The organism is Bradyrhizobium sp. USDA 4473, from assembly GCF_054063335.1.
Genome location: NZ_JBSSGE010000001.1, coordinates 604089 through 627500, shown reverse-complemented (window position 1 = coordinate 627500; position 23412 = coordinate 604089). Strand labels below are relative to the sequence as shown.

At 64.4% G+C, this 23412-nt stretch carries 25 protein-coding genes and 1 tRNA gene (1 of these 26 cut by a window edge); 10 read left to right on the top strand and 16 right to left on the bottom strand.

Features of this window, described 5'->3' with window-relative positions; translation table 11 throughout:
- A protein-coding gene (locus ACVW17_RS03000; protein WP_456750393.1) for a hypothetical protein crosses the window boundary here: on the top strand, positions 1–307 show its 3' portion. It extends 302 nt beyond the left edge of the window; 307 of the gene's 609 nt are visible here — the last part of the coding sequence; its start codon lies beyond the left edge, outside the window; its stop codon occupies positions 305–307.
- A gap of 218 nt (positions 308–525) precedes the next feature.
- Here the strand turns inward: ACVW17_RS03000 and ACVW17_RS02995 are convergent, their stop codons facing one another.
- On the bottom strand, positions 526–1614 hold the full coding sequence (locus ACVW17_RS02995; RefSeq protein ID WP_456750392.1) for a TRAP transporter substrate-binding protein: 1089 nt from the start codon (positions 1612–1614) through the stop codon (positions 526–528).
- Positions 1615–1914: 300 nt separating this feature from the next.
- Between ACVW17_RS02995 and ACVW17_RS02990 the strand changes: the two genes are divergently transcribed.
- Positions 1915–3000 carry an NAD-dependent epimerase/dehydratase family protein gene (locus ACVW17_RS02990; protein ID WP_456750391.1) on the top strand — a complete coding sequence of 362 codons (1086 nt, stop codon included), beginning with the start codon at positions 1915–1917 and terminating at the stop codon, positions 2998–3000.
- Positions 3001–3210: 210 nt separating this feature from the next.
- Here ACVW17_RS02990 and ACVW17_RS02985 read toward each other — a convergent pair whose 3' ends face one another.
- From ACVW17_RS02985 to ACVW17_RS02965, 5 genes are all read right to left on the bottom strand, one after another.
- Positions 3211–4515 (bottom strand): NAD(P)H-dependent oxidoreductase, encoded by a 1305-nt coding sequence (locus tag ACVW17_RS02985; protein ID WP_456750390.1) that lies wholly within the window; start codon positions 4513–4515, stop codon positions 3211–3213.
- A 167-nt stretch (positions 4516–4682) separates the two neighbouring features.
- The gene (locus ACVW17_RS02980) at positions 4683–5483 is read right to left on the bottom strand and encodes a phytanoyl-CoA dioxygenase family protein (protein WP_456796768.1); all 801 of its coding nucleotides are present in this window, start codon (positions 5481–5483) and stop codon (positions 4683–4685) included.
- A gap of 136 nt (positions 5484–5619) precedes the next feature.
- Positions 5620–6294: a GntR family transcriptional regulator gene (locus tag ACVW17_RS02975; RefSeq protein ID WP_456750389.1), complete on the bottom strand. Its 675-nt coding sequence runs from the start codon at positions 6292–6294 to the stop codon at positions 5620–5622.
- 357 nt (positions 6295–6651) lie between these two features.
- A complete protein-coding gene (locus tag ACVW17_RS02970) occupies positions 6652–7902 on the bottom strand; it encodes a M20/M25/M40 family metallo-hydrolase (protein ID WP_456750388.1) in 1251 nt (416 codons plus the stop codon).
- 54 nt (positions 7903–7956) lie between these two features.
- The gene (locus ACVW17_RS02965) at positions 7957–8823 is read right to left on the bottom strand and encodes a sigma-70 family RNA polymerase sigma factor (protein WP_456750387.1); all 867 of its coding nucleotides are present in this window, start codon (positions 8821–8823) and stop codon (positions 7957–7959) included.
- Between the two features lie 110 nt (positions 8824–8933).
- Between ACVW17_RS02965 and ACVW17_RS02960 the strand changes: the two genes are divergently transcribed.
- Complete coding sequence (locus tag ACVW17_RS02960; RefSeq protein ID WP_456756311.1) at positions 8934–9389, top strand: carboxymuconolactone decarboxylase family protein; 456 nt, start codon at positions 8934–8936, stop codon at positions 9387–9389.
- Between the two features lie 200 nt (positions 9390–9589).
- Here the strand turns inward: ACVW17_RS02960 and ACVW17_RS02955 are convergent, their stop codons facing one another.
- Complete coding sequence (locus ACVW17_RS02955; RefSeq protein ID WP_456750386.1) at positions 9590–10411, bottom strand: alpha/beta fold hydrolase; 822 nt, start codon at positions 10409–10411, stop codon at positions 9590–9592.
- Between the two features lie 157 nt (positions 10412–10568).
- Between ACVW17_RS02955 and ACVW17_RS02950 the strand changes: the two genes are divergently transcribed.
- Positions 10569–11111, top strand: coding sequence for a methylated-DNA--[protein]-cysteine S-methyltransferase (locus tag ACVW17_RS02950; RefSeq protein WP_456750385.1), 543 nt, complete (start codon positions 10569–10571; stop codon positions 11109–11111).
- 146 nt (positions 11112–11257) lie between these two features.
- Here the strand turns inward: ACVW17_RS02950 and ACVW17_RS02945 are convergent, their stop codons facing one another.
- The 4 genes from ACVW17_RS02945 to ACVW17_RS02930 form a co-directional block, all read right to left on the bottom strand.
- Entirely contained in the window at positions 11258–12130 is an 873-nt protein-coding gene (locus ACVW17_RS02945; RefSeq protein WP_456750384.1) for an MBL fold metallo-hydrolase, read from the bottom strand.
- A 217-nt stretch (positions 12131–12347) separates the two neighbouring features.
- Entirely contained in the window at positions 12348–12962 is a 615-nt protein-coding gene (locus ACVW17_RS02940) for a glutathione S-transferase family protein (protein WP_456750383.1), read from the bottom strand.
- A 138-nt stretch (positions 12963–13100) separates the two neighbouring features.
- Complete coding sequence (locus ACVW17_RS02935; RefSeq protein WP_456750382.1) at positions 13101–13943, bottom strand: fumarylacetoacetate hydrolase family protein; 843 nt, start codon at positions 13941–13943, stop codon at positions 13101–13103.
- A 140-nt stretch (positions 13944–14083) separates the two neighbouring features.
- Positions 14084–14932 carry an MBL fold metallo-hydrolase gene (locus ACVW17_RS02930; RefSeq protein WP_456750381.1) on the bottom strand — a complete coding sequence of 283 codons (849 nt, stop codon included), beginning with the start codon at positions 14930–14932 and terminating at the stop codon, positions 14084–14086.
- Between the two features lie 118 nt (positions 14933–15050).
- Between ACVW17_RS02930 and ACVW17_RS02925 the strand changes: the two genes are divergently transcribed.
- A complete protein-coding gene (locus tag ACVW17_RS02925) occupies positions 15051–15464 on the top strand; it encodes a DUF3775 domain-containing protein (RefSeq protein ID WP_456750380.1) in 414 nt (137 codons plus the stop codon).
- A 223-nt stretch (positions 15465–15687) separates the two neighbouring features.
- Here the strand turns inward: ACVW17_RS02925 and ACVW17_RS02920 are convergent, their stop codons facing one another.
- From ACVW17_RS02920 to ACVW17_RS02910, 3 genes are all read right to left on the bottom strand, one after another.
- The gene (locus ACVW17_RS02920) at positions 15688–16677 is read right to left on the bottom strand and encodes an NADPH:quinone reductase (RefSeq protein WP_456750379.1); all 990 of its coding nucleotides are present in this window, start codon (positions 16675–16677) and stop codon (positions 15688–15690) included.
- Positions 16678–16843: 166 nt separating this feature from the next.
- Positions 16844–17626, bottom strand: a complete 783-nt coding sequence (locus ACVW17_RS02915; RefSeq protein ID WP_456750378.1) for an SDR family oxidoreductase — start codon at positions 17624–17626, stop codon at positions 16844–16846.
- A 136-nt stretch (positions 17627–17762) separates the two neighbouring features.
- Complete coding sequence (locus ACVW17_RS02910) at positions 17763–18278, bottom strand: CvpA family protein (RefSeq protein ID WP_456750377.1); 516 nt, start codon at positions 18276–18278, stop codon at positions 17763–17765.
- Between the two features lie 122 nt (positions 18279–18400).
- On the opposite strand from ACVW17_RS02910, the gene ACVW17_RS02905 reads away from it, so the two are divergent.
- Positions 18401–18781, top strand: coding sequence for a hypothetical protein (locus ACVW17_RS02905; RefSeq protein ID WP_456750376.1), 381 nt, complete (start codon positions 18401–18403; stop codon positions 18779–18781).
- Here the strand turns inward: ACVW17_RS02905 and ACVW17_RS02900 are convergent.
- Positions 18730–20163: a coniferyl aldehyde dehydrogenase gene (locus ACVW17_RS02900; protein ID WP_456750375.1), complete on the bottom strand. Its 1434-nt coding sequence runs from the start codon at positions 20161–20163 to the stop codon at positions 18730–18732. The genes ACVW17_RS02905 and ACVW17_RS02900 overlap by 52 nt on opposite strands.
- A gap of 315 nt (positions 20164–20478) precedes the next feature.
- On the opposite strand from ACVW17_RS02900, the gene ACVW17_RS02895 reads away from it, so the two are divergent.
- The 4 genes from ACVW17_RS02895 (at position 20479) to ACVW17_RS02880 (ending at position 22895) form a co-directional block, all read left to right on the top strand.
- Positions 20479–20555, top strand: a tRNA-Met gene (locus tag ACVW17_RS02895).
- A gap of 520 nt (positions 20556–21075) precedes the next feature.
- A complete protein-coding gene (locus tag ACVW17_RS02890) occupies positions 21076–22104 on the top strand; it encodes a hypothetical protein (RefSeq protein WP_456750374.1) in 1029 nt (342 codons plus the stop codon).
- Between the two features lie 246 nt (positions 22105–22350).
- Positions 22351–22482 carry a hypothetical protein gene (locus ACVW17_RS02885; protein WP_456750372.1) on the top strand — a complete coding sequence of 44 codons (132 nt, stop codon included), beginning with the start codon at positions 22351–22353 and terminating at the stop codon, positions 22480–22482.
- Between the two features lie 95 nt (positions 22483–22577).
- Positions 22578–22895: a hypothetical protein gene (locus tag ACVW17_RS02880; RefSeq protein WP_456750371.1), complete on the top strand. Its 318-nt coding sequence runs from the start codon at positions 22578–22580 to the stop codon at positions 22893–22895.
- 27 nt (positions 22896–22922) lie between these two features.
- Here the strand turns inward: ACVW17_RS02880 and ACVW17_RS02875 are convergent, their stop codons facing one another.
- Entirely contained in the window at positions 22923–23321 is a 399-nt protein-coding gene (locus ACVW17_RS02875; RefSeq protein ID WP_456750370.1) for a hypothetical protein, read from the bottom strand.
- Positions 23322–23412: the final 91 nt, after the last annotated feature.

The following is a 23412-nucleotide window of genomic DNA, read 5'->3' as shown; positions in this document are numbered from 1 at the left end:
CAAGAAGAACGGCTTTGCCAGCTATGACGACTACAACAACGTCGTCGACAACATCTCGCTGGTGCTCGGCGGCTTCGATCCGCAGACCAAGAAGTATGTCGGCCCCGAGGCCGTCGTGAAGGCGCAGATCGCCCAGGTCCAGGCCGACAAGAAGATGTCGGCCAAGGACAAGAAGGACGCGCTCGCCGACCTCAACGAAGCCCTGAAATCGCCGCCGCCCGCAGTCGAGAACAAGGGCAACATCGACCTCGTGACCAAGAGCTACGACAAGCTGATGGAAGAGTTCGGCGGCAGCGACGACAACTGAGGCGCCCGCCGAATCAGGCTTGAATTAAGAATCAGCCCCGGAGAATTTCTCCGGGGCTTTTTTATTCCAGCCTCGTCCTCGGTTCAGAGGCAGCAAACCATCGGTCCCGTCATTGCGAGCGAAGCGAAGCAATCCATCGCGCAGCAAGTACAGAGATGGATTGCCTCGTCGCTATCGCTCCTAGCAATGACAAGCAGTGTAAAACCGTCGCGTTCGCCTCAAGTCCGCGTGCGCATCCGCATCATGAAGCTGTCGAACGAGAGCTCGGCGACCTGCATCCAGGCCAGCGATTCGTTGCGATAGGCGGAGAGGCTCGCATACATCTTGCCGAAATGCGGATTGCTCTTGGCGAGATCGGCGTAGATCTCGTTGGCGGCGCTGTAGCAGGCCTCCAGCACCTCCTGCGGGAACGGCCGCAGCTGCGCGCCGGCGACGATCAGGCGTTTCAGCGCCGGCGGATTGACCGCATCATATTTGCCGGTCACCCAGGTGAAGGTGTCTTCGGAGGCGGCCTGGATCGCGGCCTGATAATGCTTCGGCAGCGCATTCCACTTGTCCTTGTTCATCACATTGTGGCCCTGGCCGGTGCCTTCCCACCAGCCGGGGTAGTAATAGAATTTCGCGACCTTGACGAAGCCGAGCTTCTCGTCGTCATACGGCCCGACCCATTCGGCGGCGTCGATGGTGCCTTTCTCCAGCGCCGGATAGATGTCGCCGCCGGCGATCTGCTGCGGCACGCCGCCGACCTTGGCGATGATGGTGCCGGCGAAGCCGCCGACGCGGAATTTCAGCCCCTGCAGATCCGCCATCGACTTGATCTCCTTCCGGAACCAGCCGCCCATCTGGGCGCCGGTCGAGCCGGTCGGAATGCCGACGCAATTGTACTCGCTGAGCAAATTGTTGATCAGCTCGCTGCCGCCGCCCCATTGCAGCCAGGAGATATGCTGGCGCGTGTTGAGGCCGAACGGCAGCGACGTGCCGAAAGTGAAGGCGGGATTCTTGCCCCAGTAATAATACAGCGCAGTGTTGCCCATCTCGACCGTGCCGTTGGAGACCGCGTCCAGCACCTGCAAGCCGGGCACGATCTCGCCGGCGGCAAAGGACTGGATCTGGAATCGGTTGTCGGTGATCTCGGCGACGCGCTTGCAGAAGAATTCACAGCCGCCATAGAGCGTGTCGAGCGCCTTCGGCCAGCTCGCCGCAAGCCGCCACCTGACCTCGGGCATCGATTGCGCGACCGCGGGCGCAGCCACCGCCGTCGCAGCCAGCCCGACGCCGCCTGCCGTCAAGAAATCACGACGCTTCATGCAATTCCCTCCTGTGTGCCGATGCCTCGACAAGGGGAACGATCTTGGTGCCGTCTTTCTTCGCCGATCGATCGACGTTGCTGTGATGAATGTGTCCGGTGGCCCTCGACAGGCTCTTGTGTGGAAATCCGGGCGCCCGGTTCCACCGGTCAGGATGATCGTTTGCCGGAGGAAATCAAGCGTCTGCCTACACTGCAGGTGCGAAGGAAAGTTGCGCTACAGGTCTCATCCGATACTCGCCGCGACGATGCCGCCGCCGCCGCGATCTGCTACGCAGGGCAGGTAAGGGAGGTCAAGGACATGGCCAACAAGAAAGTCGTGGTCGCCGGCGCGACCGGTCTCGTCGGCAGCGCCGCCTTGCGACACTTCGGCGCATCCGGCGATTGCGAGCGCATCGCGCTGTCGCGCCGCAAGCCGCGCGAGCTCTACGGCGCGCGGCACGTGCCGATCGATCTCGCCAATGCCGAGGATTGCCGCCGTGCCGCGGCCGCGCTCGCCGGTGCAACGCACCTGATCTATGCCGCGCTCTATGAGGCGCCCAGCCTGGTCGATGGCTGGCGCGATGCCGGGCAGATCGCAACCAACGACCGGATGCTGCGCAATCTGATGGGCGTCCTCGAACCCGCAGCGCCCGACCTCAAGCATGTCGCGCTGCTGCAGGGCACCAAGGCTTATGGTGTGCACGTCCGGCCGCTCACGGTGCCGGCGCGCGAGGGCCGCTCGGAAATGTACGAGCAGCCGAATTTCTACTGGGCGCAGGAGAATTTCCTGCGCGAGCTGCAGCGCGGCAAGAGCTGGTACTGGAGCATCCTGCGTCCGGTCCTGATCATCGGCGAAGCCATGGGCGGCGCGATGGATTTGATCCCGCCGCTCGGCGTCTATGCGGCGGTACTGCGCGCGCAGGGCAGGCCGCTGGATTATCCCGGCGGGGCGCCGCGCGTCGCCCAGGCGGTCGACGTCGACCTCCTGGCGCGCGCGATCGCATGGTCGGGCGAGACCCAGGCCGCGCGCAACGAGGCGTTCAACGTCACCAATGGCGACGTCTTCACCTGGGAAAATATCTGGCCGTCGGTCGCTGATGCGCTCGAGATGGCGCCGGGCCGGCATGTGCCGCTGTCGCTGGCGCAGGAATATCCGAATTGGATTCCGCTATGGGACGAGCTGCGCAGCAGGCACGATCTGATCGCGCCGGGTCTGGAGGAGTTCGTCGGCCTGTCGTTCCAATATGCCGATTACAGCATGCGCTACGGGCAGACCGAATCCGGTCCGCCCTCGATCGTCTCGACGGTGAAGATCAACCAGGCCGGTTTCACCGAGATGATGGACACCGAGGTGATGTTCCGGAAGTGGTTTAGGCTGGCGAAGGCGAGCCGGCTGCTGCCGTGAGTTGTTGGAGTCGTGCTCTGGCCGCTTGCTCCTCCCTCTCCCTATTCTCTTGTCCGCCGAAGCCCGCCTTCGGGCGAAGGCGGATGCGGGGAGAGGGTTGGGGTGAGGGGCTCGTTCCGCAAATATAGTCGAAAACGAACTCGCGGAGATCGCCCCTCACCCGGCGCTTCGCGCCGACCTCTCCCCGCAAGAGCGGGGCGAGGTGACTTCCTACGAAAATGCCCGCTCCATCGCCTTGCGCGTCTTGATCGTGTCGTTCGCTTCGTCGACCTCGACGTCGCTCCATCGCACCACCGCGCCATGGGCGACGTCGTTCTTCAGCTTGACGCGATGGGCGAGCCCGATCGGGAGCGCGCCGGTGGCGAGGCTCGCAGCAGCCGGCATCAGTTTGCCCCACACCGTGTAGCCGCCTTCGCCGTCGAGCATCTCGCCGGCGCGCAGATTGCGCTTGGCCACCGACGCGACGTCGCCGCGGAAGCCGCGCGGCTGTCCGGTCGGCTCGTTGCGCAGCGCCGCCGACAGCACCGAAATATTCAGCTCGAGCCCGATCAGATGATAGGGCTTGTACATCGCGGCATAGCGGCCGGACGCATCGGTCTTGAGACCGTATTGCTTGAAGCAATCGGCGGCATAATCGTTCGGCGCCTCCAGCACCACATAGACGCCCCAGCGCAGATCGCGAAACACGGGGCGGCCGTCGCGCTCCAGCGACGACACCACCTCGACGATGCCGGATTTCTCCAGCACGCCGCCCGCCTCGCGCGGCCGCATCACATGCGGCAGATCGTCGACGCCGCAGGGCGGAAACAGCAGTCCCTCCGACGGCACGTCGAGGGTGCAGGCGTTGGCGATCGCCGCCATCTCGATCGCGGATTTGGTGCCGTCGAGGAAGGAGTTGAACATCTGCGGGTTCATGCCGGCGGATTGCGCCTCACCCGGGGTGAGCCCGTAATGCTGCCACACCCCCTCCGGTGTCACGTCATGATAGGCCGGCAGGTACTTGGTGCCCTTGCCGGCGGCGACGACGCGAAAGCCGGTGGCGCGCGCCCAGTCGACCATCTCCGCGGTCAGCGCCGGCTGGTCGCCATAGGCGAGCGAATAGACCACGCCGGCCTTGCGTGCCTCTTCGGCGAGCAGCGGGCCCGCCAGCACATCGGCCTCGACATTGACCATCACGACATGCTTGCCGGCCGCGATCGCCGCGCGGGCATGGCGGATGCCGACGGCGGGATTGCCGGTTGCTTCCACCACGACATCGAACGTGCCGCCGGCGCTCGCGCGTGCGCCGTCGTCGGTGAAGGTGGTCGCGTTGATCCGCGCCTCGTCCCAGCCGACGGTGCGACACGCCTCGCGGGCGCGATCGCGATCGAGATCGACGATCACGGGCACCTCGAGCCCCGGCGTATGCGGCACCTGCGACAGGAACATCGAGCCGAATTTTCCGGCGCCGATCAGGACAACGCGCACCGGCTTGCCGGCGGCGGCGCGGGTTTTGAGGAGGTGATGCAGGTTCATGTGCTGGTTGCCATCGGATTTGATCGCGCGGATGCGACGAGGAAAAGGCCGTCATTCCGGGGCGCGACGAAGTCGCGAGCCCGGAATCCATTGTACTACGAACCGTGCGGTTAAATGGATTCCGGGCTCTCGCTTCGCGAGCCCCGGAATGACGGGGTCTCGAGAGCTTACTCCGCCGCCTGCCGCGGCGCACGGGCCAGCCGCAGCAGCGCGTCGTCGGCAACCGTCTGGATCGGCGTGAAGTCGCGATGCGCGATGTAATCCGGCCGCGTCGGGGTGCGGATGTAGTTGGAGACCGCGTTCAAGGTCAGATAGACGATCTTGCGCGGGTAGGGCGTGATGTTGCCGCTCGATCCGTGCACCAGATTGCCGTGGAACATCAGCATCCCGCCGGGCTTGCCGGTCGGCGCGACGATGCCGCCCTGCTTGACGAGGCGGGTCACGGTCTCCTCGTCCAGCGTCCACAGCGGGTAGGACGTGGTTTCGAGATCGTGCGAGGCCTTGAGGTCGCCAGCGGTCTGGCTCTGCGGCACCAGCATCAGCGGGCCGTTGATCGGCATCACCTCGTCGAGGAAGATCGCGATGTTCATCGCGCGCGGCTCCGGCATGCCGTCGTCGCGCTTCCAGGTGCCGTAATCCTGGTGCCACTGCCAGACGTCGCCGGTGAAGGCCGCCTTGGCGTTGATCTTGAACTGGTGCATGTAGACCTTCTCACCGAACAGCTGCTCGATCGGGTCGATCATGCGCGGATGCGCGCCGAGGATGCCGAACGCCTCGTTGTAGAGATGCGCGGCGAAAGCCGTGCGCGGCGCGCCGCTCTTCTCGCGCCACACCTCGGGACGGTTGGCGTCATAGATCGCGACCGCCTCGCGGGCGAGGAAATCGACCTCTTCCTGGTTGAACAGCTCGGGCAGGAACAGCCAGCCTTCGCGGTGGAAAAATTCGACCTGTTCTTGGGTCAGTTTCATGGTTCTTTCCTCCTGTTGTTATGATTGTCATTTCGGGGCAATGCGAAGCATCGAACCCGGAATCTCGAGGTTCCCCGATGCGCAATTGCGCATCTGTGGTCTGGTCCTTCGGACCATCCCGGAACGACAGCCCTACTCACGCCGCCACGTTGATGGCCCTCAGCTTCTGTTCGGTCATCCGCCCCGCCGTCTGCGCATGCGCCAGCGCGGCAGCCTCGGCGGCGGCGGCATTGCCGGAGAAAATATGCGCGGCGATGGCCTCGTGCTCGGTCCAGGCGCTGTCGCGGTAATCGAGCTCGGCGAGCACAGTCGCCATCGAGCGGCGCATATGCGGCCACTGCGGTGTGATCATCTCCTCAATCGCGGAATTGCCGGCGAGCCGATAGATCGCGCTGTGGAAGTCGACGTCGAGCGCGATCAGCCGCGCCAGCGGCGCGTGGTCGTCGATCGCGCGGCCGGCCTCGAGCGCGGCCTCGAGCTGTGTGCGTGCCGCCGCATCCTCTTTCACATGCGTCGCGGCAAGCCGTGCGGCGAGCGCATCGATGGCGCCGCGCACTTCATACAGCTCGCGGATCCGCTGCGGATCGAGCTGCGTCACCTCGAAGCCGCGCTTGCCGCTCTCCGCGACGAGACCCTGGCGATGCAACAGATGCAGTGCGTGCGAGATCGGCTGGCGCGAGACGCCGAGCTTTTCAGCCAATTCGTTCTGGGTGATGCGCTGGCCGGGCAGCAATGTGCGGTCGATGATCGCTTCGAGCAATCGCCCGTAGACCTGGTCGATCAGGTTCGGAAGCGGGTCCAACGGGATCATGCTTTCAGTCCAATTTGGAATACGGAATTCCGTATTCGAAATAGACGCTACTGCGGGTTGCGAAAGCGGTCAAGGCAACAGTTTTCGGCGCCGATAAGCCGTTGATATATTGATGTTTTCTTCCAAGGCTTGATGAGCGCCTCGATTGCGGCGGAGATTTGCCTCGGAGCGATGGGCACCGTGGCCCGGGCGGATAATGAGCTCAGTGAGGTGAGCGTCGTGCAGGGCTCCCTCCCCCCTTCTTGTCCGCCGAAGCCTCTTGGCGAAGGCGGATGCGGGGAGAGTGGGGAGGGGTGGCCCCGGGCGCCGGCGCGAAAGATCGGCGCTGCTGTCCCAATGCGATGCCGTTGCGCCCCGCTACCTCGCCTTGCCCAGCTCCATCAGCATCCGCGTCATCAGATAGAGCCGCGGCACGATCGAGTTGGTGTCGATGTATTCGTCGCGCGCGTGATAGCCCCAGCCGGCGAGGCCGAAGCTCTCGACCACGATCGCCTTGCCGCTGCGCGCGGCGTAGCCGGCGTCGGTCGCGCCGCCGGTCATCTCCGCAATGTCGAGCGTGCGGTCGAGCTCGGCATAGATCGCCTGTCCCTGTTTTGCGAGTGCGCGGCCGCGATCGTTTGCGATGAAAGGCGGGCGGCCGGCGACGACCTTCACGCTCACCTCGGTGTCGGGGATCAGTCTGTCCTTTACCTTCTCGTCGAGTGCCGCTTGCAGCTTCTGCACGCCGTCCGGAATGGTGAGACGGATATCGGCGCCGGCGGTGGCATGATCGGGAATCTGGTTGCGCACCGTGCCGGCCTTCGCGGTGGTCCAGTTCAGCTGCGTGCCGGGAATGGATTTCGCGACGTCCTGGGTTTGCAGCAATTGATGCGCGAGCTCGAGCAGCGCGTTGCGGCCGAGCTGCGGTGCGGCGCCGGCATGCGAGGCCTTGCCCTTCACATCGATCGTGCCGGTCGCGGTGCCGCTAGCGCCGAGCAGCAGGCTCTCATTCCTGGCGACCGGCGATGCCACGGTCGGCTCGCAGGACAAGACCACATCGTGCTGGTCGGCGAGCTCGGCGATGATCTCGCCGGAACCGATCGAGCCGACCTCCTCATCCGGATTGAACGATACCGTAAGCCTGGCGTAGTCGTGCCAGCCCGCGTCGTTCAGGATCTTCAGCGAATGCAGGATGACGGCGATGCCGCCCTTGTCGTCGGCGATGCCGGGTCCATAGATCCTGCTGCCCTCGACCTTGTAGGGCTGGCTGTCGAGGATGCCGTGCTCATAGACCGTATCCATATGCGCGATCAGCATCAGCTTCCTGCTGCCGGTCCCTTCAAATGTGCCGATCACCATGTCGGCGCCGGCACCCTTCGTGGTCTTGCGGCGCTCGGTCCTGGCGCCGAGCGCCTTCAGCCGCGCTTCGGTGTAGTCGGCCATCTTGTTCAGGCCGTCGACATCGCTGGAGCCTGATTCGATCAGCACCATGTCGTGCAGGCTCTCGATCACGGCCGGTTGGGCCTGCTCGGCGGCCGCGCGCAGCTTCTCATCCGCGGCGGCAAGAGCGGAGGACGAGGCGAGGGCGAGCAGTCCGGCCGACGCGAGCAATTTGATGGATCGTTTCATGATTGTCCTCCCTGCGTGAGCGCAGCGAGAGACTAGCATCGCGATCCAGCCGCGTCAGGCGCGATCGAGCACCTCGACATCAAGTGCTTCGATCTCGGCCGGCTCGGCGGTCGCGTCGATCGCCGCGATTCTGTCGCCTGCGATCGTGACCCGCAGCACGACGCGCAGTCTGCCGCCGAGAATGACGGCAACGCCGATCTCGCCGTCGACCAGCGCCGGCTTCGCGGCCTGAGCGCGTCCCTTGAAGCTTTCGGCGACCGCCGCCGCGCCGCGGATCACCGGCAGCGAGCCGAGCCGCTGCGCGGCCTGATCGGCGCGCACCACGACGTCGGGCGCGAGCACCGCAAGCAGCCCCTCGAAATCGCCGTTGCGGGACGCCGCAAGGAAAGCCTCGACGATGCCGCGCTGCCGGCTGAGATCGGCATCCGGCGCAGGCGGCGTGCCCTGCACGCGGCGACGCGCGCGGCTTGCCAGTTGCCGCGCGGCGGCCGGCGTGCGCCCGACGATCGGCGCGATCTCCTCGAACGGCACCGCGAACATGTCGTGCAGCACGAAGGCCAGCCGCTCGGCCGGCGCCAGCGTTTCCAGCACCACGAGCAACGCCGCACCGACCGAGTCCGCCATCTCGGTCTCGCGCTCGGACGGATTGTCGGCGATCGGCTCGGGCACGTGCGCCCCCATCGGCTCCTCGCGGCGCGATTTGCGCGCACGCAGCATGTCGAGGCAGATCCGCGCGGTCACCGTGGTCAGCCATCCGCCGAGATTGTCGACCGCGGCGGCATCGGTGCGGCCGAGCCGCAGCCAGGTTTCCTGCACCGCGTCGTCGACTTCGGCGGTCGAGCCGAGCATGCGATAGGCCACCGCCCGCAGCCGCGGCCGGTTGGCCTCGAACTGCTCAGCCAGAAATTTCTTCTCGTGCATCGGTCACATTCCCTTGGTCCGCTCCGTCATGGCCATGACGAACGAAACTGGGCCGATGTGACAACAGATCGGCACGGCGGCGTCAAAAGGCAAATCAGGAGACTGACATGATGAAAGCCCGCATGAACCACCCGGTGATGGTTGTTCCCGAGGCCATGAAGGCGCTGCAGGCGCTCAGCGAAAGCACCAAACAGGCCTTGCCGGAAAAGCTGCTCGAACTGGTCCATCTGCGCGCCAGCCAGATCAACGGTTGCAGCGTCTGCGTCGATATGCACCCAAAACTCGCCCGGCGCGCCGGCGAGACCGACGAACGGCTGTTCGCGGTCGGCGCCTGGCGCGATGCGCCGTATTTCACCGACGCCGAACGCGCCGCGCTGGCGCTGACGGAAGCGGTCACCCGGCTCAGCGATCGCGAGGATCCGGTCACGGACGCGGTGTGGGACGAGGCCGCGAAGCATTTCGACGAGCAGCAGCTTGCATCCTTGGTGCTGGGCATCGCGGCGATCAATGTCTGGAACAGGCTGAACGTCGCCGTGCGTCAGCCGGTCGGTGCGTGGAAGGTGTGAGAGCTCTCCCTCTCCCCGTTCTCTTGTCCGCCGAAGCCCGCCTTCGGGCGAAAGCGGATGCGGGGAGACGGTTGGTGAGGGGCTCTCTCCGCGAGCAGTGTAGTCGGATAGACCTGTCCCCCTCACCCGGATCACATTTCGCTACGCTGCATGATCCGACCTCTCCCCGCAAGCGGGGCGAGGTGAAGTGTTGGGCCGGCTCAGCCCGCCAAAAATTCCAGCACGATCTCGCAGTAGCGCTGCGGGGCCTGCTCGAACATCGGGTGCGTGGTGCCGGGGATCATCTCGGTACGCGCACCCTTCACGTTGGCGGCGAGCGCGTGCAGCACCTTCGGCAGCATGCCCTTGGTGTTGGCGCCGCCGATGAACAGCGTCGGCGTCTTGATCGCCTCGGCGTCCGCCTTCGAGAATGGCGGCCGCTGGTCGCGGGTCTGGCCGATCAGCGTGGTCGCGTTATCGCGCAGCAGCTGCTTGGAAGTTGCCGGAATCCGCTTCCAGGCACCGGGGCCTTCCAGCGCGTCCATGAAGATCTGCAAGCCGCCATCGACGTTGCCCTTGGCGATCACCTCGGCGGAAGCCGCGATCCGCGCCGCCAGTGGTGAGGGGCCCGGCTTGAAATCCGGATCGAGGGTCGCGTCGAGTTCGCCGCCGGGTTCGGCGAGGATCAGCCTGCGCAGCAGGTCCGGCCTTCGCTGCGCGACGCGGAAGCAGATATGGCCGCCGCGGGAATGCCCCATCAGGTCGACCGGTTTGGTGTCGAAGGCCTCGATGAAGGCGATCACATCGTCGACATGCTGGGCGATCGAATAGGTGTCGCCGACGCCGTCCCAATGCGCCGGGAAGAAATGCCGCAGGCTGACCGCGATCACGCGATGCGCCTGCGTCAGCGGCCCGAGCACCGCCGACCAGATCCGGAAATCGCACAGCGAGCCATGCACGCAGAGCAGCGGCGGCCCCTTGCCGCTCTCTTTGCCGATATCGAGATAGGGCATGTCGAAACCGTTGACGTGGAGACTGTGCATTCGGGGGCTCGCGGACGGGCAGGAGATGTTGTTGATTTGGCCCAAGTTCCCACGGAATTCGGGTGGATAGCAACATTCTCCAAGCCTAGATTTCAGATCAACAGCAGGCTCACGCGTGAGCCGAAGCAACGATATCAGGGAACATCTGGAGCGAGCCATGACCGGCCAGCATTTTGCAATCTTCGAGACCATGATCGGCGCCTGCGGCGTCGTCTGGGGCGAGCACGGCGTCACCGGCGTGCAGCTGCCGATGGGCACCGAGGAGAAAACCCGCAAGCGGATTGCCCAGCGCAACGGCGAGGTCACCGAGGCGGCCCCGCCGGCCGAGGTGCAGCACGCGATCGACGGCATGATCGAGCTGCTTGCCGGCAAGCCGAACGACCTCGCCGACATCGTGCTCGATCTCGACGGGGTGCCGGAGTTCAACCGCGGTGTCTACGACATCGCGCGGAAGATTCCGCCGGGCAAGACCATGACCTATGGTGACATCGCCAAGCAGCTCGGCGGCGTCGAGCTGTCGCGCGACGTCGGCCAGGCATTGGGCCGCAACCCGTGCCCGATCGTGGTGCCCTGCCACCGGGTGCTCGCGGCCGGCAACAAGCCGGGCGGCTTCTCGGCCAATGGCGGCGTGGTGACCAAGCTGAAGATGCTCGAGATCGAGGGCGCGGTGGTGAACCACACGCCGAGCTTGTTCGATTGAGCGGCGCAAGTTGCGAAACCGTGGGGTGGGCAAAGGGAGCGCAAGCGAACGTGCCCACCCTTCTTGCACCGTGCGCTTGAAGGCGGGCACGCTTCGCTTTGCCCACCCTACGGGTCGACCCCTCCAGGGGAGGGTGAAGCGCCCGCCTACTTCACCGTCTCGCACACGAACCCATTGCCCTTCCGCTTGATCTTGCCGACGGTCGGCGAGGGGAAATGCGCGGGGCAGCACAGCGTGTCGGTGTCGCAATAGCGTTCCAGGAAGCTGCGCCGCGTCTTCGCTGCCAGTGCCGGGTCGACGTCGAACTTCGGCGACAGCTCCGGATAAAGCGTCTGGATCGGCGAGTGCATCAGATCGCCGGCAAACACCGCGTCATCCTTGCCGCGGCCGAGAGTGAAGGCGACATGGCCCGGGGTGTGGCCGGGCGTCGGCAGGATGCGCAGGTGATCGCCGATCGCAAAATCAGTGCCGACGAGCTCGGCGCGCTTGGCCTCGACCACGGGCAGCACGCTGTCGACGAAGGGCGGGACCTCCGCCTTGGCATTGGTCTCGGTCCAATAGTCGAATTCGCTCTTGTCGAACACGTAGCGCGCGTTCGGGAAGGTCGGCACCCAGCGGCCGTTCTCCAGCCGCGTGTTCCAGCCGACATGATCGACATGCAGATGCGTGCACATCACATAGTCGATGTCACCGACCGAAAAGCCCGCCGCCGCGAGGCCGCGCAGATAATTGTCATCGGTCTTCATATTCCAGGTCGGCCGCGTCGGGCGCGGCTTGTCATTGCCGATGCAGCTGTCGATCAGGATGGTGTGGTGCGGTGTCTTCACGATGTAGGACTGGAATGCCAGGATCAAGGTGTCGCTGTCGTCGAGCGCACCGGCCGCCTTCATCCAGGCGCGGTTCTCGGCGAGCAGCTCCGGCGTCAAGCCGGGAAACATGTCCTGCGCGGGCAGGAACTTGCCTTCCTCCTCGACAATGCGATGAATGGTGAGATCGCCGGCTGAAAATTTCAGGCTCATGGTGATTCCTTGGATAAGGTCGGTGCGCGTCGCGCACGGTGAGGTGATGATGTCGGCGCGGTAGCCAACGCCGCAAGCGCTTCGTTCGGCCGGCCGTACCGGGCTGCCGCCGTCGTCATCACAAGATCGAGATCGGCAATCGTCGACACGAGCGCAAGGCTCGCGCCGGGAAGCGAGGGAGACGTGCGTGCATCTTCATCTCCCCGCCTTTGTCCGGTTACGCCGGCGGCGGCGCCGAGATCTTCACCGACGGCCGCTCCAGCATTTTCTGGTAGAACGCGTCGAGCTTCGGATAGGCCTTGCGCCAGCCGCAATCGGCGAAGCGGAAATCGGCGTAGCCGAGCACGCAGACGAGGCCGATCTGTGCGATGTCGAACGACGAGCCATCGAGCACGTCCGGCCGGTTCTCGAACCGCGCCATACCGGCCCAGGCCCGGTTCCAGTGATCGTCATACCAGGCCTGCCACAGCGAGCCCTGCGGCCGCACCATCTTCTCGTAGCGGCACAGCAGCATGGAATCGAGCATGCCGTTGAGCAGCGAATGATCGGTCTTCAGCTGCCAGCGTCGTGGGCCGTAGCCCGGGATCAGCCGGCCGCCGCCGATCTCGTTGAGATATTCGACGATGACGTAGGAATCCAGGATCACATCGCCATGGTCGAGGATCAGCACCGGCAGCTTCTTCAGCGGCGAGATCCTGGAGTATTCGTCGTTGGCCGTGCCGGGCGCAACGGTCGCCGGCACGAATTCGATCTTGTCGATCAGGCCAAGCTCGATCGCCGCGATGCGCACCTTGCGGGCGAACGGGGAGGCGGGAGAGAAGGTGAGTTTCATGGATGGTCCTTGCGCGGGCTATCGAATTTGAGCGTCATTGCGAGGAGCGAAGCGACGAAGCAATCCATTTGTCCGCTTGCTTGGATAGATGGATTGCTTCGCTTCGCTCGCAATGACGGCGGTGGCGCTGGCTGGACCTCAAGCCGCGACGATTTCCTGGCGCTGCTCGCCGAGGCCTTCGATGCCGAGCGTCACGACGTCGCCGACATTGAGATATTGCGGCGGCTTCATGCCGGTGCCGACGCCAGGCGGAGTGCCGGTGGTGACGATGTCGCCGGGCAGCAGCGTCATGAACTGCGAGACGTAGGAGATGCACTTCGCCATGGTGAAGATCATGGTCGAGGTCGAGCCGGTCTGGCGGCGTTGGCCGTTGACGTCGAGCCACATCGAGAGCTTCTGCACGTCGGCGATCTCGTCCTTGGTGGCGAGCCACGGGCCGACCGGACCGAACGTGTCGTGCGACTTGCCCTTGGTCCACTGACCGAGGCGCTCGATCTGGAAATTGCGCTCGGAGACGTCGTTGCAGATGCAGTAGCCGGCGACATGGTTCAGTGCGTCGGCTTCCGAGACATACTTGGCGCGGGTGCCGATGATCGCTGCGATCTCGACTTCCCAGTCGAGCTTGGTCGAGCCGCGCGGCTTCTCGACCGCGTCGTTCGGGCCCGACAGCGCCGTGTTGGCCTTGAGGAAGAAGATCGGCTCCGACGGAATCGGGTTGCCGGTTTCCTTGGCGTGGTCGGTGTAGTTCAATCCGATCGCGACGAACTTCGAGATGCCCGTGACCGGGGCGCCGAAGCGCGGCTTGCCGGAGACGGCGGGCAGGGAGGCGGGATCGAGGGCAGCGAGCTTCTTCAGCGATTCCGGCGAATAGGCCTCTCCGGTCAGGTCCTTCAGGTGAGCCGAGAGGTCGCGGAGTTGGCCGGATTTATCGATCAGACCGGGCTTTTCCGCACCCTTTTCGCCATAACGAACAAGCTTCATGTTGATCACTCCCTACGATGTCCTGAGGATTGTTACTGGTATACCTCGACACGCTTCATGGAACAGCGCGGGCGGAAATTCAACCGCCATGAGGCCGCTGCATTGCTGCCAAGCCTTATTTCAAGGCCGGTTCGGGCCGATCACTCCAGCGCGATGAACCTGAACGCATTGCCGTCGCGCTTGATGTGGCCGGCATTGAAATGCCCGCCGATCACCAGCGTGGGCGTGTCGGCAAAGCGTGAGAACAGCTCGCGCCGCGTCACCGCCGACTGCTTCTGGTCGGAGTCCGCGGTCGACGACCAGTCGAGGTGATACATCTGGCAGGGATGATGCGCGACGTCGCCGGTCAGCAGCCCTTCCTCTCCCGCCGACCTGATGTGGATGCTCATGTGGCCGGGGCTATGCCCCGGCGTCGGGATCAGCGTGATCTCCTCGGTCAGGCGGTGGTCGCTCGGCACCAGCTCGGCCTTGCCGGCGTCCGCGATCGGCTTCACGGAATCGGCGAACACCGCGGCGTGCGCAGCATCGTCACTGTGGTCGCGCCAGTGCTCGAATTCGGTCCTGCCGAATACGTAACGTGCGTTGGCGAAGGTCGGCACCCATTTGCCGCCGGCGAGCTTCGTGTTCCAGCCGACATGGTCGACATGCAGATGCGTGCACAGCACGGTGTCGATGCTGTCAGGGGCAAATCCCGCCGCGGTCAGCTTCTCCAGGAACGGATCGCTGCGGTTGTTCCAGGTCGGCACGTTGCGGCCCTGCTTGTCGTTGCCGAGCCCGGTGTCGACGATGATGCGGTGCTCCGGCGTCTCCACCAGCAGCGAGTGGATCGACATTTTCAGCCGGCCGTCCTCATTGGCGAAATGCGGGATCAGCCAGGGCAGGCTCTGGATCTCCTCCCGGCCGGCGAGCGGCAGGATGAAGCGGGTGCTGCCGACGGTCTCGAGCTCGACGACCTTGGTGATTTTGACCTTGCCGATCGTCCATTGCATGCGGCGTGCCCTCCGTTTTTTGTTCTCTGGCCCGACCATGCTTGTTTCCGCGTGCCGGCGCAATGGATCAAGTCGGCGCCTCCTGCGTTACCGCCTCGTTGGACCAAGGAGTGCGCGAATGCCGGAACTCACAATCTCCCCCGAAAAGGTCGGCTTCTTGATCGAGAAGGCGCGCGAATTCGACGTCAAGGAGGGCATCGTCGATCCGGACTCCGGCTCGAACGGCGCCGACGACGAGATGATCGACGTGCTGGAGGATGACGGCAATGATCCGGTGGCGCGCGAGATCACCGGCTTCATTGACGCGCTGACCGAGGACGAGCAGGTCGATCTGGTTGCGCTGATGCGGCTCGGCCGTGGCGACGCCACGATCGAGGAATGGGCCGATCTGCGCCGCGAGGCCGCGCGCGGCCGCAACGGCCGTACCGCGAGCTATCTGCTGGGCGAGCCGATGCTCGGCGATTTTCTTGCCGAAGGGCTCGACGAGTTCGGCCTTTCGCCGAACGACGAGCGCATCACGCCGATCCAGTAGGAGGAGCTGTTCACTTACCTCGCCCCGCTTGCGGGGAGAGGTCGGATTGCATGCAGCGAAGCGGAATGCAATCCGGGTGAGGGGGAGCTTCCGCAGTCTCTGCCGTCACCTTTTTCGCGGCGAGAGCCCCTCACCCCAACCCTCTCCCCGAATCCGCCTTCGCCCGAAGGCGGGCTTCGACGGACAAGAGAACGGGGAGAGGGAGAAGCAAAACATCCGCGTGTTATCGCGCGCAGTCGACGATCACGGTACCGATCTTGTCGCCCTTCTCGACCGCGAGATGGGCGTCGGCGGTCTCGGCCAGCGCGAATTGGCCGGCGATGTTGTGCACGCGGGTACCCGACTCCAACCATTTGGTGATGTCGGCCTGCGCGGCCGCGAGCAACGTCGGCGGCAGCGCGAACAGCACCAGCGTGCGCACCGCGATGCATTTCTCCATCAATTCGCGCACCGGCAGCGTGGGCGTGCGGTTGCCGTTGCTGGCATAGACCGCGATGGTCGAGTTCATCGCCATGAGCTTCAGCGTGGTGGCGAGGTTGCCGCCGAAATCGACGTCGATCACGCGGTCGACGCCGCGGTTCTCGGTGAAGGCCATCACCTTGGCGACGACGTCCTCGGTTCGGTAGTTGACGACGGCGTCGGCGCCGGCCAGCCGCGCTTCGACGTCCTTGACCTCTGAACTGACGGTCGCGATCACGCGCGCGCCGCCCCACTTCGCCAATTGCACGGCGTAGTGACCGACCGCGCCGGCGCCGCCGGTGACCAGCACCGTTTGCCCTGCGATCGGACCGTCGGCAAACAGCGCGCACCACGCGGTCATGCAGGGGATGCCGAGCGTAGCACCTGCGGCGAACGACACGTCCTGCGGCAGCGGCGTCACCAGGTAGTCGGCGAGCGCGATGTATTCGGCCGCGGTGCCGAAGGCGCGGCCGTTGCGCTGGCCGTTGAACAACCAGACGCGGTCGCCGACCGCAAAGCGCGTCACGCCTTCACCGACCTGATCGATGATCCCCGCGCCGTCGCTGTTCGGGATCACGCGCGGGAATTCCATCGCGCGATAGTTGCCGCTGCGGCGGCCGACATCGGCCGGATTCACGCCCGACGCTTCGAGGCGGACGCGGACTTCGCCAGGGCCCGCGTCAGGCGTCGGCATCTCACCGACAGTGAGCACCGTCGGCGCCGCGCCGGTTTTTTCGTACCAGACTGCTCTCATCTAGCGCCCCTTTCCGAAGTTCGTGAACTCGTCCAGCGACCTCGTGCGCGAACTTCGGAAAGCAAGAGGGCGCTAGAAGACTCATGAATCTCTAGTGCCGCTTGACCGATTTGAAGCTCCAAACCGGTCTCGCCGCATACAGTGCAGGAGCTTCAAATCGGCGGCACTAGAGCGTGCCCGGGAAGGCGCCGCCGTCGAGCAGAATGTTCTGCCCGGTGATGAAGCCGGCCTTGTCGCCGCACAGGAACGCGCAGGCATAGCCGAACTCGTCGGGACGGCCGAAGCGGCCGGCGGGGTTCAGCTTGGCGCGCTCGGCCAGCACCTGGTCGGCCGAGATGCCGCGCTTCTCGGCCTCGGGCTTGGCGGTGCCGCGCAGGCGGTCGGTGTCGAACGGGCCCGGCAGCAGGCCGTTGATGGTGACATTGTTGATCACGGTCTTGCGCGACAGGCCGGCGACGAAGCCGGTGAGGCCGGCGCGGGCGCCGTTGGAGAGGCCGAGGATCTCGATCGGCGCCTTCACGGCGGCCGAGGTGATGTTGACGATGCGGCCGAACTTGCGCGCCATCATGCCGTCGACGGTTGCCTTGATCAGCTCGATCGGCGTCAGCATGTTGGCATCGATCGCCTTGATCCAGTCGTCGCGGGTCCAGTTGCGGAAATCGCCGGGCGGCGGGCCGCCGGCATTGTTGATCAGGATGTCCGGTTCGGGGCAGGCCCTGAGCACGGCCTCGCGTCCGGCCGCCGTCGTGATGTCGCCGACGATCTCGGTCACCGTGACGGACGGATGGGCCTTGCGGATGTCGTCGGCGGTCTGCTTCAGCGCCTCGGCGCCGCGCGCCGTCAGGGTGACGTGCACCCCTTCATTGGCGAGCGCGATCGCGCAGGCACGGCCTAGTCCCTTGCTCGATGCGCAGACGATGGCCCGGCGGCCTTTGATTCCAAGATCCACGAGTTCACTCCCTGTGATGTCGGGTCGGTTTGTAAGGTTTCGATGGCGCCAGTCTAGCCAGGCTCGGCCGCGGCGATAAGGGAGGTGCAATGCATAAGTGCATGCCGGGCCGGAGCGGCCGGGCCAGCGCAACGGGCTAGATGCGCTGCTCCCGCCGCAGCCGCTCGATCGCCATGGTAGCTTCGGGCGGCAGCGAGCGGAATCCGGCCTGACCCGCCGCGGAGAACAGCGGCCGCAATTGCGATCCGTTGAGGAATTGCGGCTGCTTCGCCAGCGGCACCAGCTGGTCGAACACCAGCACCAGCGTGGTCACCACAAGGCCGACCCTGACCGCGCCGAGCAGCGCGCCGCCCAGCCGGTCGCCGATCCCGATCTCCGCGCCGATGGTGTCGTCGAGCATCGTCCGCGCCATCTTTCCGAGGATGACGCCGGTCAGCAGGAACAGGCCGAACAGCAGCACCCCGTTGGGCGGAAACGGCGACGACGGCAGCGTCGCGATGTGTGGCCCGATCATCGCCAGCACCGCGACCGCAATCGGCATGGCGACCAGATAGGCCAGGATGGTGACCGCGCTGCGCAGCAGGCCGGTGGTGAAGCCGGTGACGACTGCGAACAGCAGCCCGAGGATCACGACGATGTCGAAGAGGTTCATGGATGACGATTTCCTGCCCCGATCTCCTACGGTTCCCAGGTTGATGAAACCGGTTTGCATCGAGGACAATTGTAGCAATCAATCGTCCGTGTTCCGCAACCTGTCGATGTCCGGCCTATGCGATGCCGGTAAAGAAATCATCCTCCTCGCCCGCCACAGGCGTCATTCCGGGCGCGACGAACGTGCGAGTTCGTAGCCCGGATGGAGCGCAGCGCAATCCGGGGAGCCTGTGCGCGAAATCCCGGATTACGCTTCGCTTCATCCGGGCTACGATGTCTCGTATTGGCCGCGATCGTTACCGCGCCCGCATCTCCGCCCTGGTCATATCGGCCGCCTTCCGCCGGCGTGTCGAGCAGCCGCCTGGTCATCTTGAAGCCCGCGACCATGGTCTCGACGTCGCTGTCCTCGCCGTGTCAGTCACGTATGTTTCCCCCACTCTCTTGCCGTTCGGCTACGACAACATCCGCATCAGCTTCTCCAGTCGCGCGACCTTCGCGCCATAGGGCGGATAGAGATCGGCGAGCCGGTTGAAGCGCGAGCGGTAGAACACCGGCTTCAGCTTGGTCAGCGTCTTGAATCCCCATTCGCCGTGATAGGCGCCGGTGCCGGACGCGCCGACGCCGCCCATCGGCTGATAGGCCTGCGCGAAATGGAACAGGCAGTCGTTGACGGTGACGCCGCCGGACACCGTGCGCGCCAGCACCGCGTCGCGGGCGGCATTGTCGGTGCCGAACCAGTACAGCGCCAGCGGGCGGTCGCGCTTGTTGATGAAGGCGATCGCCTCATCGGTGTCGCGGGTGCCGATGATCGGCAGCAGCGGTCCGAAGATCTCCTCCTGCATCACGGTCATCTCGGGCGTCGCATCGACGATGACGGTGGGCGGAAATTTGCGCACTCCCTTCCATTCGGGATCGTTCGGCGCCGCCGGCTGCATGATGGTCGCACCCTTTGCGGCGGCGTCGGCGACGAGGCGTTCGAGCCGGGCGTAGTGCCGGTCCGAGACGATCGAGGTGTAGTCGGGATTTTTCGGATTGGTACCGAACATGTGCTGCATATGGCCCAGCAGCCGCATCGCGAACGGCTGCACCGCGGCTTGCGGCAGCAGCACGTAATCGGGCGCGATGCAGGTCTGCCCGGCATTGAGCAGCTTGCCATAGGCGATGCGCTGCGCGGCCTCGTCGATGTCGGCGGAGCCGTCGACGATCGCGGGCGACTTGCCGCCGAGCTCGAGCGTCACCGGCGTCAGATTGCGGCCACAGGCTTCCGCGACCAGCCGGCCGATCCGGGTCGAGCCGGTGAAGATCAGATGGTCGAACGGCAGCGCGGCGAAGGCCTTTGCAACGTCGTCGTCGATCGCGGTGACCGCGAGCTCGGTGGGGTCGAATTTCTTTTCAATCGCCTCGGCCAGCAGTTCGGCGAAGCGCGGCACCAGCTCGCTCGGCTTGATGATGGCGCGGTTGCCGGCCGCGATCGCGGCGACCGCAGGCGCCAGCGTCAGTTGCAGCGGATAATTCCACGGTGCGATGATCCCGACCACGCCGAGCGGCTGCGGCATCAGCCGGTTCTTTGCCGGCGCGAACTGCATGGTGGTCGGCACCTTTTGCGGCGCCATCCACGACTTGAGGTGCTTGGCCGCGTGCTTGATCTCGCCGAGCACCAGCATGGTCTCGGCGATCGCGGTCTCGACGGTGGAGCGGTGGCCGAAATCGGCCGAGATCGCCGCCTCGAATCGCGCCTCGTTCTCGGTCAGGGCGGCGCGCAGGCGGCGCAGCCGGTCGAGCCGCGCCTGCAATGTCGGCGCCGGCTCGCTCCGTGACAGCTCGATCTGGCGGTGAAAGGTCTCCTCAAGCGCGTACAGCCCCGGGCTCTTCAACAGCCGGTCCATGGCGTTCCCCCTCGGATGACATTTCCTTGACGGATTTTGTTGGCGCCAAGCTCCGCTTTTGCGGGCGGTCTGGCAAGCCCCGGTTCCCGGCGGTCATTTTGTCAGGAAAACCGGTGATCTGGACGTCACAAAATCCTCAAAAACCCGCATCCGGGGCTTTCCAAACCCACTTCACATTGATACATACGCCCCGCACCCGACGGCTTCGGCCCGGGTCGCCTTCTCAGGAAGCCCTCCGGACGGATCGATCGGCGCCGTTAGACGCGTTGGCCGGCAGGTTCGGGCACTCTTTCTGCAAGGCACGCAACGGTTTAACGCGGGGTGGAGCAGCCCGGTAGCTCGTCAGGCTCATAACCTGAAGGTCATAGGTTCAAATCCTATCCCCGCAACCAAGTCGGTCAAAAGCCCCAGCAACCTCAATGGTTTGCTGGGGCTTTGTTTTGCCGTCCAATCGAGCGTAACAGTCTCAGTGACTTAGCTCGTAGGTTCAAATCACCCCGCAACCATCAGCCGACGAGCCATAGCGCGGAGCCCCTTTTACCTCGGCTGTTTTGTCGTGTGTGGCGCGTGCTGAATCAACCTGAGTCGGCAGCCGCGTCGATCACGAGGGCCGTTGCATGCGAGGCGCGATGCGTCGCCTCGCAGGTCAGCAATTGCATTCATCCGACGGGCTTCCCGCGCGTTTGCCCCTTCGTCAAGCCCCCAGCATTGTGCCGAGTGTCTGCAGACGCCTGCGAACGGCACCGTCGTCGCCGCGCGACAAGAAGCTACCGGCGACCTGCTGACCTTCAGGACTCAATGGCATCGTCGTGGACCCTGCCTGCGAAGTTGTTGGTTTGATTCAGATCAAGCTACGGCGGGCTTCCATGTTCTGTCTTTCGTGCGAGATCCAGGGTCAAATGGGGGAGCGCCGTGGAAGCCAAGACGCACGCTTTGAGAGTCCTCAGCGCGCTATTTTCCGATGCCTACGTAAAGAGCCGGAATGCCTCGCAGTGCTGTCTGGATCTGCTCGGATTGGCGATGCGACCTTGTCGTGGTCGCTCGATGCCGGCTACCGCCCTCGTCTTGAACATCGCGGTCGCATTGTTCGCGACGACCTGTCTCGCGATGGAATTTTCCCGTGTCCCCGGGTGCTTCGGCGATGTCTTGAAACTCAGGGATGACATTCGGGATGGGGACTTTGTCCGTTTCCGCGGTTACCTTGGTGCAGAGCGACGGATCGTCGGCCTGGATCTCGATTCCGGCGGAGGCTCTCTCTACGAGGGTTTCCGGATCGCCATGCTTGTACACCAGAAACAGTTCGCCACTTACGTTTCCGGAGAATGCGACTCGGCATGCGCTTTTATCTTCCTGGCGGGCGCGAAGCGTTACGTGGCGCCGGACGGCAAGATCGGCGTCCATTCGGTTTCCAACATGCATGGCAACGAAGACCTTGGTACGCTTCGCGACACGATCAAGCTGGCAAGGCTATCGGCCAAGCTCCGTGTTCCTCCGTCGGTGATTGGAAAGATGGTGATGACCCCGCCAGGAAGGATGGCGTATTTGAATAGGGAAGAGCTCGCTTCGCTGAAGGTTGTGGAGCGGAACCCGTTTGATCGCGTCGCTCGCACGGCGACCTCTGGATCAAAGAGCTCCATATGTGGCGCGATGCCCTCGAAGAGCGCGTCGGAAGAGGAACGTCCGATTCGGATTACCGCAGACTCGAAAGGAAGCTTAGAGACGGACCTCCGCCAAGCGAGAAGCGAACGTCAGGCGAGGTGTCCCGAGATATGTCGTTCCGGCTTGAGCGATCCGGCTCTGGTGGTGGGCCGCCAAGCCGCTAATGCATTGTCTCAGCATGTTGCGGCGGCACCGGGCAGGCCGCATAGCCAAATTGGGTCATCGAATCTGCCGCATCTGGGTTTGATGGATTGGCACAAGCTGCACTGGTCATCCTGTTGAACCATGATCTACAGTGGCAATCATGGGGTACGACCGCCATAAGTTTTGGCAAGTGCATGGCGCAGGCCGGCAGGCTGGCGTTCGCAATCGGCTGCGTGCTTGGTTCGACGTGGTCGACGGTGATATTGCCTTCAGGGTCGTAGTCATGACCGCCGGGATGCTGTCGAGTGTGGCGATCGCCTTTGGATTGCTGTCATCCTGAACGGCACCTTATTTGAAGTTGAGCGATCTGATGTCAGCGACGACATGCGCATCCTCGCCGATCTGGTCAATCATCGGGGCGATCATGCCGATCAGGATGTCGACGGGCCGGCGCTTGCTGCGATCGCCTCATCGATGACCGCTTCGCTTCACAAGCTGCGCATAATCCGTGCGTGATGCTGAAATCGCCGTATTCAGGTGCGTCGCCCGCGAAGCTCAGGCAATATGAGCAGGATTTTCAGCACGACACGGATCACTCCCGGCGGCAATGAATGCGCTTCAGATTAGCTGCAAATTCGATCGGACGTCGAGATTGCCCGATCGCAAGTTTAGGCGTCGGGGCTTGGGCCGCAATCGTCCTGCTTTGCTGCGCACAACAGGCGATTGCGCTGCCGCTGACGCCTTTCCGGTATGAGGCTCAGGCCCAGCGGCATTGCCCCGGCGATAGCGTGGTCTGGCTCGATTTTCACCGTGGCCGTTATTACCTCAAAGAGCAGCGACGCTATGCCAAGGGCTTTAGTGGCAGCTTCGTGTGCAGGAATGAAGCGCGCGAGAGCGGCTATCGGCGTTCGCTCCTCGGCCTTCGGTGACATCACCGAAGGGCCGGATGCGCTGGCCTACCAGCCGTAGTAATGCGGTTGGTAGTAGCCGTAGCCTCCGCCGGGCGGGCAATAGCCGTATCCGGAGCCATAGCCGTAACCATATCCGGTGCCGTAATAGGGATATCCACCGTAATAGGCCGAGCTTGTGATGGCTCCGCCGACGATTGCGCCAGCAGCAGCCGCGCCCCAACCGCGATAACCCCATCCTCGATATCCGCCCCAGCCGCCATAGCCGCGCCAATCGCGGTAGCCCCAGCCGCCGCCCCAGCCACCCCACCGAACCTGAACGGTGGCATTGTCGACCGCGCCCTTCATCGCGGCGATGCTGGTCGGTAGTGGGGCTGCCTGGCCGGCGTCAATACCGATCGTGCTCGCAAGCAGGGTCAGGGCCAGCAAGGTTCTGGTGTTCATCATGACGTCCTCCACATCGGGTGACACAGGCAGTCGTGATCGCATGGCAGCCGAAAGGGAAGCCGGCTTTTCGATCGTGCGCAGCCAAGCTTCG